We start from the raw sequence: 9,832 nt of genomic DNA on the forward strand, positions 1-9,832 counted from the left end.
GCGCCAGCGCGCCGGGGCGGCTGGCCTGGGCGGCAGCGTCAGCTTCCGCCATCGAGCGTGGTGAGGTGGCCGCGCAGCAGCGCGGCATAGCGGCCGGTGGCCGACAGCAGCAGGTCGCAGAACTCGCGCGCGGCGCCATGGCCGCCCGCCGCCGTGGTGACGTGGTGCGCGATCGCCCGCACCTCGACATGGCCGTTGACCGGCGCGCAGGCCAGTGCGGCGCGCGCGAGCAGCGGCAGGTCGGGCCAGTCGTCGCCGATCGCCGCCACCGCATCCCAGCCGATGCCGAGCGTCGTCAGCAGGTGCTGCGCGGCGGCCAGCTTGTCGTGCACGCCGTAGACGGCATGCGCGATGCCCAGGTCGTTGACGCGCCGGCGCACCGCCGGCGAATCGCGGCCGGTGATCACGATCGGCGCGATGCCGCCCTGGGCCAGCAGCTTCAGCCCGTGGCCGTCGAGCGTGTTGAAGGCCTTGAACTCCTCGCCGCGCTCGCTGATGTAGATGCGGCCGTCGGTCAGCACGCCGTCGACGTCGAAGATCGCGGCGCGGATGTCCTGCGCGCGCAGCAGCAGCTCAGGCGGGAAGCCGAGCACCGGGGTGATGTCGTCCAGGGCCATCAGATCACCTTCGCGCGCATCAGGTCGTTGGTATTGATGACGCCGACCAGCCGGTCGTCGGCGTCGACGACGAGCAGCACGGTGATGCGGTGCAGCTCCATCAGGTCGGCCGCGTCGACCGCAAGGGCATCGCTGCGCACGCGCCGCGGGCTCGGGCTCATCACGTCGGCCGCGGTCAGCGCGCGCAGGTCGCGGCCCTGCTCGACGAGGCGGCGCAGGTCGCCGTCGGTGAAGATGCCGAGGATCTCGCCGCGCTCGCCGAGCACCGCGGTGGCGCCCAGGCCCTTGCGCGTCATCTCGCGCATCGTGTCGACGAAGGGCGTGGCCGGCGGCACCTGCGGCACGTCGTCGCCGCTGCGCATCACGTCGCGCACGTGGGTCAGCAGCTTGCGGCCCAGGCTGCCGCCCGGGTGCGAGCGGGCGAAGTCTTCCTCGCGGAAGCCGCGCGCATCGAGCAGCGCGACCGCCAGCGCGTCGCCGACCGCCATCTGCGCGATGGTGCTGGCGGTGGGCGCGAGGTTCAGCGTGCAGGCCTCCTGGTCGACGGCGCTGCTGATGGTGATGTCGGCATGGCTCGCCAGGCTGGAGTCGGGCCGGCCGGTCATCGCGACCAGCGTGACGCCCAGGCGCTTGAGCGCCGGCAGGATCGCGGCGAGCTCGTCGCTCTCGCCCGAATTGGAGATCGCGAGCACCACGTCGCCGGGCGTCACCATGCCCAGGTCGCCGTGGCTCGCCTCGGCCGGGTGCACGAAGAGGGCGGGCGTGCCGGTGGAGGCCAGCGTGGCCGCGACCTTGCGGCCCACGTGCCCGCTCTTGCCCATGCCCATCACGACCACCCGGCCTTTGCACTGCAGCATCGCGCGCACCGCCTGCACGAAGCTGTCGCCCTGGCGCGCGTGCAAGGCCAGCAGCGCGCGGGCCTCGATGTCGAAGGTCTCGCGCGCCAGCTGCAGCACGCGTTCGGCATCAAAAGAATCGGCGGGAGGGGCGGTCAGGGGCACGGAGAGAAGCTTCGGTCCGATAGGATCAGGCGATTGTAGGCACGCACGTTGCGACAGCGACTTCATGRCATCCACACTCGAACTCGTCCTGCTGTATCTCATCGCCGCGGTGCTGGGCGTGGTGGCGTGCCGGTCGCTGAAGTTGCCGCCGATGCTCGGCTATTTGACGGTCGGCGTGCTGATCGGCCCGAATGCCCTCGGCCTGGCCAAGGATTCGGCCGGCATGACCTACCTGGCCGAGTTCGGCGTGGTGTTCCTGATGTTCGTGATCGGGCTCGAGTTCAACCTGCCGAAGCTCAACAGCATGCGCCGGCTGGTGTTCGGCCTCGGCCTCAGCCAGGTCGCGATGACGGTGCTGGCGGCGCTGGCGGGCAACGTGCTGCTCGGCTGGGGGCTGGCGCAGGTCGGGCGCAGCTGGGGCTTGTCGTGGCAGAGCGCGTTCGCGCTGGGCGGGGCGCTGGCGATGAGCAGCACCGCGATCGTCGTCAAGCTGATGGCCGAGCGGCTCGAGCTGGAGAGCGAGCACGGCCGCCGCGTGATGGGCGTGCTGCTGTTCCAGGATCTGGCCGTGGTGCCGTTCCTGGTGCTGATCCCGGCGCTCGGCTCATCGCCCGATGCGCTGGCACCGGCGCTGGCCTGGGCCGGCCTGAAGGCGGTGCTGGTGCTCGCCGTGCTGCTGGTCGGCGGGCAGCGCGTGATGCGCTGGTGGCTCACGCTGGTGGCGCGGCGCAAGAGCGAGGAGCTGTTCATCCTGAACCTGCTGCTGGTCACGCTCGGCCTGGCCTGGCTGACCGAGCATGCGGGGCTGTCGCTCGCGCTCGGCGCCTTCGTGGCCGGCATGCTGATCGCCGAGACCGAGTACAAGCACCAGGTGGAGACCGACATCCGGCCGTTCCACGACGTGCTGCTCGGGCTCTTCTTCATCACGATCGGCATGAAGCTCGACGTCGAGATCGTGCTGCGGCAATGGCCGCTGGTGCTGGCGATGACGGTGCTGCCGGTGCTGTTCAAGTTCGCGCTGGTGACGCTGCTGGCGCGGCTGGCGGGCGCGGCGCCGGGTGTCGCGCTGCGCACCGGCCTGTACCTGGCGCAAGCCGGCGAGTTCGGCTTCGTGCTGCTGACGCTGGCGACGCAGGAGCACCTGATCCCGGCCCCGCTGCAGAGCCCGGTGCTCGCGAGCATGGTGCTGAGCATGCTGGCCACGCCGTTCATCATCATGTACAGCAACCGCATCGTGATGCGCCTGAGTTCGAGCGACTGGCTGATGCAGTCGGTCGCGATGACGAGCATCGCCAAGCGCGCGATCAACACCGAGGCGCACGTGATCATCGCCGGCTACGGCCGCAGCGGGCAGAGCCTGGCGCGCATCCTCGACGGCGAGCGCATCCCGTACATGGCGCTCGACCTCGACCCCGACCGCGTGCGCCAGGCCGCCGCGGCCGGGCAGAGCGTGGTGTTCGGTGACGCCGCGCGGCTRCAGAGCCTGATGGCGGCCGGGCTGGCACGCGCCAGCGCGGTGGTGGTGAGCTACCACGACACGCCGTCGGCGATGAAGATCCTGCACCTGGTGCAGGCGCACGCGCCGACGGTGCCGGTGATCGTGCGCACGCTCGACGACAGCGACATCGAGCGGCTGCAGGCGGCTGGAGCGACCGAGGTGGTGCCCGAGGCGATCGAGGGCTCGCTGATGCTCGCGAGCCATGCGCTGGCGCTGGTGGGCGTGCCGATGCGGCGCGTGATCCGCGTCGTGCAGGACCAGCGCGATGCGCGCTACGGGCTGCTGCGCGGCTACTTCCACGGCGCCGACGACGACACCGTCGACGAGCGGCAGCAGGCACGGCTGCTCAGCGTCAGCATGCCGTCGGCCGGCAGCTGGATCGGCCAGCCGCTGTCGGCGCTGGCGCTGCATGCGGTGGGCGTCACCGTGGTGTCGGTGCGCCGCGCGTCGGGCGCGGTGACGAAGCCGCACGACGCGCTGCTGCTGGCCGGCGGCGACACGCTGGTGCTGTCGGGGCTGCCGGAGCCGCTCGCCCTGGCCGAGAGCAAGCTGCTCGGCCGCTGAGCTGTTTCACGGCGCCGGGCAGGCCGGCATCAGCGCGCGGGTCGCGATCGTCGTCGGGTTGTCGTCCGCACCGCCGGCGTTGACGGTCCAGGTGCAGCCATAGCCCGGGTCGGCCACCGTCGCCGCGGTGGTCACGTCATCGCCGGCCGGCTTCACGCCGGTCTCGGCCCACGCCACCATCGCCGAGAACGCGCCGACCTGTTCGGCCACCGTGAAGTCGCAGTGGCTCGGTGCGCGCACCGCCCGCTGTACCAGCCAGCCGCCGTTGCCCTTCGCCTCGACACGCTCGCGGTAGACCTGCTCCATGCGGAACGGCACGTACAGGTCGCCCAGCGTGTGCAGGCTGACGACCGGGATCTTGAACTCGCCGTTCACCTTCGGGATCCAGCGCAGGCCATCCGTGCGCAGCCGGTTGGCATCGGGTACCGCCGTCGCCTTCACGATCGACGCGTTGAACGAGGCCAGCACCGCATCGCTCGCGGTGAACCGGTAGCTGAAGCGGTTCGTGTCGACCACGCTCCTGTTCAGGATGCCGTTGATGCTGCCGTCGCCGCCGAAGGTGCCCCACACGACGTTCTGCAGCCCGTTGTTCGCGAAGCCCTGGTCGAAGATCGGCCGCGGCCCGCCGGTCAGGTTCATCACCACCTCCTTCAGCTTCGCGCCCTGCGCGGTGGGCGTCGTGAACGAGGTCTGGCTCGCGAACAACGTGGTCCGCACGTCGGCGACCAGCGTGGCCCAGTCGGTGGTCGGGAAAGATGTCGCCGGCACGCCGGCCAGTTGCTGCGCCGCGAGCTGGTAGCCGGCGAAGTAGTCGAACAGCTCGGTGTCGCCGACCACGCCGCACATCGGCACCGCGCCGTCGTACTTCTGCTTGTGGACCGCGGTCGCGGCCGCCTCGTCCTCGATCGCGGCCGCGGTGATGTGGCCGCCCATCGAATGGCCGATCAGGTAGGTGCGGGTCGGCGCCGCCAGCGTGCGGCCGTTGGCCGCTGCGATCTGCACGAAGGCCTGCGCGAGCGCGTTGGTGTCCTCGACGCCGGCGCGCACGTCGTAGAAGTTCTTGCCGTAGCTCGATGCAGCCCACGCGAAACCCTGCTCCAGCAGGTAGCGGCGGATCGACGGGTTCGTCACCACGAGCGCGTTGCCGGTGCCGACGTAGCCGTGCGCATACATCACGAGCTTGCCGTTCCAGCCGGTCTTCGGCACCTCGACGCGGTAGCCGGCACCGCCTTGCACGCCGGTCCAGCGGTCGGTCTCGACGGCCAGGCCCGCGAGCGCGTCGAACGCGAGCGCCGCGGGATCGGCGGTGAACGCGGTGCGGCCATCCTGTGCACGCGTCTCCTCGGGGACCGGCGCGGGCGCCGGGGCAGGGCCGTCGTCTCCACCGCCGCAGGCGGAGAACAGCAAGGTGGAGGCGGCGGCGAAAGCCGTCATCCTCAGCAAGTGACGCTGATGCATGGGGTGTCTCCTGGTGTGGGCGCCGAGTGGCAGATCGAGACTAGTCGGCACGCACGATGGCGTCGCCCGGGATTTCCCGTCGCGGGCTGTCGCGTGCGGGACAATGGCGCCCCGCTCACCGACGGTGAATCCCCCATGACCGCAGCCAGCCCCCTCGAATCAGCGCGCGACACCATCAAGCGCAGCATCCGCACCGTGCCCGACTGGCCGGAGCCGGGCGTGCAATTCCGCGACATCACGCCGCTGCTGGCCGATCCGCGCACCTTCCGCATCCTGATCGACGAGTTCGTGCACCGCTATTTCGACGTGCGGCCGACCGCGATCGCCGGGCTCGACGCGCGCGGCTTCATCATCGGCTCGGTGCTGGCCTACGAGCTCAACGTCGGCTTCATCCCGATCCGCAAGAAGGGCAAGCTGCCGTTCACGACGGTGCAGGAGACCTATGAGCTGGAATACGGCTCGGCCACCGTCGAGATGCACACCGATGCGGTGAAGCCCGGCGACCGCATCGTGCTGGTCGACGACCTGATCGCCACCGGCGGCACGATGATGGCCGGCATGCGGTTGCTGCAGCGGCTCGGCGCGGTGGTGATCGAAGGCGCGGCCATCGTCGACCTGCCGGAGCTGCAGGGCTCGCAGCGCCTGCGCGAGGYCGGGCTGCCGCTGTTCACGCTGGTCGATTTCGGCGGGCATTGACGCCCGCCCGGGACCGGAGGATCCGACTCAGGTGATCGGGGTCTGGCGCGTGATGTTGGCGCGCATGCGCAGCGCCATCACCGAGCCGGCAGCCCGCACCAGCTCGAGCGCGAGGGCCGGCGTGCGCTGGGCCAGCTCTTCCAGGCGCGGGCCGCGCAGCGCCCACACGATGCACGGCGTCATCGCCTCGACGTTGGCCATGCGCGGGCCGTCGAGGAACAGCGCCGGTTCGCCGATCACCGAGCCGGCGCGCAGGATCGCGATGCGGTTGCTGCCGGGCGGGCCGCCGGTCACGAAGACCTGCAGCGAGCCCTGGCCGAGGAAATACATGCTCCGGTCGGAATCGCCCTGCTTGATCAGCAGGTCGCCGGCGCGGATGTCGTGGCGCGTGAGGTAGGGCCCGATGACCCGCCACTGGTCGAGCGTCAAACGCGCGCGAAAGGCGTCTTCCGCATTCAACGTCTGAATCGCTTGTACCAGCTGCTGCAGTTCCATCGTGTCCTCTGTGTGGTGTGACGCGTACTTGCGGGACAAGTGCGTGAAAGTGACGCGATTATCAGCGTGTGTGACGGGCACCACAACAGCGCATGGCAAAAGTTGTGCCCGTCGGTCACCGTCACGGTCCCGTCTGTCGGGGCCCGTGTGACAAAAAGTGCTACTTGCCGATGCAGAAGCGGCTGAAGATCTCGCCCAGCAAGTCATCTGACGTGAACTCGCCGGTGATCTGCGACAACGCCGTCTGCGCAAGGCGCAGTTCTTCGGCCAGCAGGTCGAGCGCCGGGTCGGGCGAGGTCGCGAGTTCGAGTGCCAACGCGAGATGCTCCGCGGTGTGCCGCAGCGCGTCGACATGGCGGGCGCGCGCGATGAACAACCCGTCGGGCGAGGCATGCCAGCCGGCCAGTTGCAGCAGCAGGCGGCGCAGTGCGTCCAGGCCTTCGCCGGTGCGGGCCGACAGCGCAAGGTGGTGGCCTGCACCGGTCGGCAGATCCTGCGCCTTCGCCAGGTCGCTCTTGCTGTAGACGTGCACGATGCGTTCGCCGTCGCGTTGCGGCGGCGGCAGCCGCGCCGCGATCTGCGCCTCGGCCGCGTCGTAGCCCGGCTCGCCGCGCCGCGTCAGGTCGTGCAGGAACAGTACCGCATCGGCCCGCTCGATCGCCTCCCAGCTGCGCGCGATGCCGATGCGCTCGACCTCGTCGCCGGCCTCGCGCAGCCCGGCGGTGTCGATCACGTGCACCGGCACGCCGTCGATCTGGATGGTCTCGCTGACCTTGTCGCGCGTGGTGCCGGGGATCGGCGTCACGATCGCCAGCTCGGCACCGGCCAGCGCATTCAGCAGCGAACTCTTGCCGACGTTCGGTTGCCCGGCCAGCACGATCTGCATGCCCTCGCGCAGCAGCGCCCCCTGGCGCGCGCGGCCGAGGACGCCCGCGACATCGGCCGCGATGCTGCGCAGGCGGCCGAGCGCGTCGGCCTTCTGCAGGAAGTCGATCTCTTCCTCCGGGAAATCGAGCGTCGCCTCGACCAGCATGCGCAGCGAGACCAGCCGATCGCGCAGCGCATGCACTTCGTCGGAGAACGCGCCGCTCAGCGAACGGCTGGCCGAGCGCGCCGCCGCCTCGGTGCTGGCTTCGATCAGGTCGCTGACGGCTTCGGCCTGCGCGAGGTCGAGCTTGTCGTTCAGGTAGGCGCGCTCGGTGAACTCGCCCGGCTCGGCCAGGCGCAGCCCCATCCCCGTCCCTGTCCCTGTCCCGACCGCGCGACCGGCTTCCAGGCAGCGCGCGAGCAGCAACTGCAGCACGACCGGGCCGCCGTGCGCCTGCAGTTCGAGCACGTCTTCGCCGGTGTACGAATGCGGGGCCGGGAAGTACAGCGCCAGCCCGCGGTCGATCACCTGGCCCTGTGCATCGGTGAAGGGCAGGTAGGTGGCGTGCCGCGGCGCCAGTGCGCGACCGAACAGCGCGTCGACCAGCGGCTTCAGGTCGCGGCCCGAGGCACGCACGATGCCGACGGCGCCGCGGCCGGGCGCGGTGGTGATGGCGATGACGGGGTCGTGGTGGCGCGGCAGCATGGCGGTGATTGTCCTGGAAGGCCGTCCAGAAACGACAAACCCGGGCACGCACACGGCGTGGCCCGGGTTGAAGATGGCGCGGGGGGAAGCGCCGGTGCAGCATGCTGCGATCCGAATCATCCTCCCGAGCCGCTGCCGAGATCACGGCAGCGGGTCTGCCCCGCATTGAACTGGTGGAAGGGCGGCGAGCTGCCGTCGTTCCATGGCTGGATCGTCGCGCCGACCGCCTCTTGCAACAAGCCCCCGCTTGGGGGGCCGCAAGCGCGGGGGCAACCTGAGGTTGCTATTTGCCCAGCACGCCCAGCTGCTTGTTGATCAGCCACTGCTGCGCGATCGACAGGATGTTGTTCGTCAGCCAGTACAGCACCAGGCCGGCCGGGAAGAAGAAGAACATCACCGAGAACACCAGCGGCATGATCCACATCATCTTGGCCTGCACCGGATCCGGCGGCGTCGGGTTCAGCCAGGTCTGCAGCAGGCTCGACAGCGTCATCAGCAGCGGCAGGATGAAGTACGGGTCCTTGGCCGACAGGTCGGTGATCCAGCCGATCCACGGCGCGTTGCGCATTTCCACCGTCGACAGCAACACCCAGTACAGCGCGATGAAGAACGGCATCTGCGCAATGATGGGCAGGCAGCCGCCGATCGGGTTGACCTTCTCCTCGCGGTAGATGCGCATCATCTCCTGCTGCATCTGCTGAGGCTTGTCCTTCAGGCGCTCGCGCAGCTCCATCACCTTCGGGTTGATGGCCTTCATCTTGGCCATCGAGCGGTAGGCGCTGGCGTTGAGCCAGTAGAACGCGATCTTCAGCAGCACGACCAGCGAGATGATGGACCAGCCCCAGTTGCCGATCAGCTTGTGYAGCTGGGTCAGCACCCAGAACAGCGGCTCGGACAGCACCTTGAAGTAGCCGTAGTCCTTCACCAGCTCGAGGCCGGGGGCGAGTTCGGCGAGCTTGTGCTCTTCCTGCGGGCCGACGAACAGCTGCGCGTCGAAGGTCTTCGTGGCGTTCGGCGCGATGTCGCCCAGCGGCACCGTCATGCCCACCTGGTAGACGTGCGCCGGGCCGCCGGTGACGTCGTTCGTCACGTCGGCCTTGCCGGTGAAGTACTCGCGCGGCTGCTTCGCGTCGGGCTTGTCGATCAGCCAGGCCGAGGTGAAGTAGTGCTGCACCATCGCGACCCAGCCGGTCTCGGCCGTCGTCACGTGATCGGGCACGTCCTTCGGCCCGCGCTTCTCGATGCTCTTGAAATCGACCTTCGTGAAGTGCTTGGTCTCGTCGTAGATCGCCGGGCCGGTGAACGTGGAGTAGAAGCTCGATCCGCCGGTGCCGTCGTTGCCGTCGCGCACCAGCTGCAGGTACAGCCGCGCGTTGACGGGCGCACCCGACGCGTTGGTGACCTCGTTGTGCACGCCGATCACGTAGTCGCCGCGCTTGAAGGTGTAGGTCTTGACCAGCTTGACGCCGTTCACCACCGGCGATTCGAAGCGCACCTGCAGCTCGTTGCTGCCATCCTTCAGCTTGCGCTCGCCGGGCACCAGGCTCATCACCGTCAGGTGGTTCGGCAGGCCGCTGCCGCCCGCCGCGGGAATCAGGCCGCTTTGCGCCACATACAGGCGCTGCGCCGATTCATCGAGCACGACGACGTTCTTCTTCTCGAACTGCTCGTCATGGCGCGGCGCGAGGCCGACCAGCTCCTGCACCTTCTGCCACAGGTCCTTCTGCAGCTGCTCATGCTGCGTCAGCAGCTCGACGCGCACCAGCGTGCCGCCCTTGCTGTCGAGCGTGGCCTTCACCAGGTCGGTCTGGATCTCGACCCGCTCGGCCAGCACCGCCGACGCCGCCGGCGCAGCGGGCACGGCCGCCGTGGTCGACGCGACCGATCCCGGGGCCGCCGGCACGCCGGCCGGGGCGCTGCCGGGACCGGC

General features: G+C 69.7%; 8 protein-coding genes. 2 read left to right on the forward strand and 6 right to left on the reverse strand.

Annotated features, from left to right (window positions below; genetic code table 11):
• Positions 1 to 38: 38 nt before the first annotated feature.
• Complete coding sequence (locus AC1D15_RS09045; RefSeq protein WP_047503808.1) at positions 39 to 617, reverse strand: KdsC family phosphatase; 579 nt, start codon at positions 615 to 617, stop codon at positions 39 to 41.
• On the reverse strand, positions 617 to 1,612 hold the full coding sequence (locus AC1D15_RS09050) for a KpsF/GutQ family sugar-phosphate isomerase (RefSeq protein ID WP_477825724.1): 996 nt from the start codon (positions 1,610 to 1,612) through the stop codon (positions 617 to 619). Before AC1D15_RS09050 ends, AC1D15_RS09045 begins: the two co-directional genes overlap by 1 nt.
• 70 nt (positions 1,613 to 1,682) lie before the next feature.
• Here AC1D15_RS09050 and AC1D15_RS09055 point away from each other — a divergent pair, with 70 nt between their 5' ends.
• Positions 1,683 to 3,680 (forward strand): monovalent cation:proton antiporter-2 (CPA2) family protein, encoded by a 1,998-nt coding sequence (locus AC1D15_RS09055; RefSeq protein ID WP_477825720.1) that lies wholly within the window; start codon positions 1,683 to 1,685, stop codon positions 3,678 to 3,680.
• A 6-nt stretch (positions 3,681 to 3,686) separates the two neighbouring features.
• Here the strand turns inward: AC1D15_RS09055 and AC1D15_RS09060 are convergent, their stop codons facing one another.
• Positions 3,687 to 5,138, reverse strand: a complete 1,452-nt coding sequence (locus tag AC1D15_RS09060) for an alpha/beta hydrolase family protein (protein ID WP_477825721.1) — start codon at positions 5,136 to 5,138, stop codon at positions 3,687 to 3,689.
• A 135-nt stretch (positions 5,139 to 5,273) separates the two neighbouring features.
• Between AC1D15_RS09060 and AC1D15_RS09065 the strand changes: the two genes are divergently transcribed.
• Positions 5,274 to 5,834: an adenine phosphoribosyltransferase gene (locus AC1D15_RS09065; RefSeq protein WP_477825722.1), complete on the forward strand. Its 561-nt coding sequence runs from the start codon at positions 5,274 to 5,276 to the stop codon at positions 5,832 to 5,834.
• A gap of 27 nt (positions 5,835 to 5,861) precedes the next feature.
• On the opposite strand, the gene AC1D15_RS09070 is transcribed toward AC1D15_RS09065, so the two are convergent.
• From AC1D15_RS09070 to yidC, 3 genes are all read right to left on the reverse strand, one after another.
• On the reverse strand, positions 5,862 to 6,329 hold the full coding sequence (locus AC1D15_RS09070) for a cyclic nucleotide-binding domain-containing protein (RefSeq protein ID WP_047503796.1): 468 nt from the start codon (positions 6,327 to 6,329) through the stop codon (positions 5,862 to 5,864).
• A 160-nt stretch (positions 6,330 to 6,489) separates the two neighbouring features.
• Positions 6,490 to 7,902 carry a tRNA uridine-5-carboxymethylaminomethyl(34) synthesis GTPase MnmE gene (gene mnmE, locus AC1D15_RS09075; protein WP_047503794.1) on the reverse strand — a complete coding sequence of 471 codons (1,413 nt, stop codon included), beginning with the start codon at positions 7,900 to 7,902 and terminating at the stop codon, positions 6,490 to 6,492.
• A gap of 283 nt (positions 7,903 to 8,185) precedes the next feature.
• A partial coding sequence (yidC, locus tag AC1D15_RS09080) for a membrane protein insertase YidC (protein WP_477825723.1) occupies positions 8,186 to 9,832 on the reverse strand: 1,647 nt, incomplete at its 5' end.

Source organism: Rhizobacter sp. P2_H2 (genome assembly GCF_056403375.1).

Excerpts from the sequence above, each read along its gene's own strand:
- AC1D15_RS09045 (WP_047503808.1), bottom strand. The coding sequence starts at position 617 with ATGGCCCTGGACGACATCACCCCGGTGCTCGGCTTCCCGCCTGAGCTG.
- AC1D15_RS09060 (WP_477825721.1), bottom strand. The coding sequence starts at position 5,138 with ATGCATCAGCGTCACTTGCTGAGGATGACGGCTTTCGCCGCCGCCTCC.
- AC1D15_RS09070 (WP_047503796.1), bottom strand. The coding sequence starts at position 6,329 with ATGGAACTGCAGCAGCTGGTACAAGCGATTCAGACGTTGAATGCGGAA.
- mnmE (WP_047503794.1), bottom strand. The coding sequence starts at position 7,902 with ATGCTGCCGCGCCACCACGACCCCGTCATCGCCATCACCACCGCGCCC.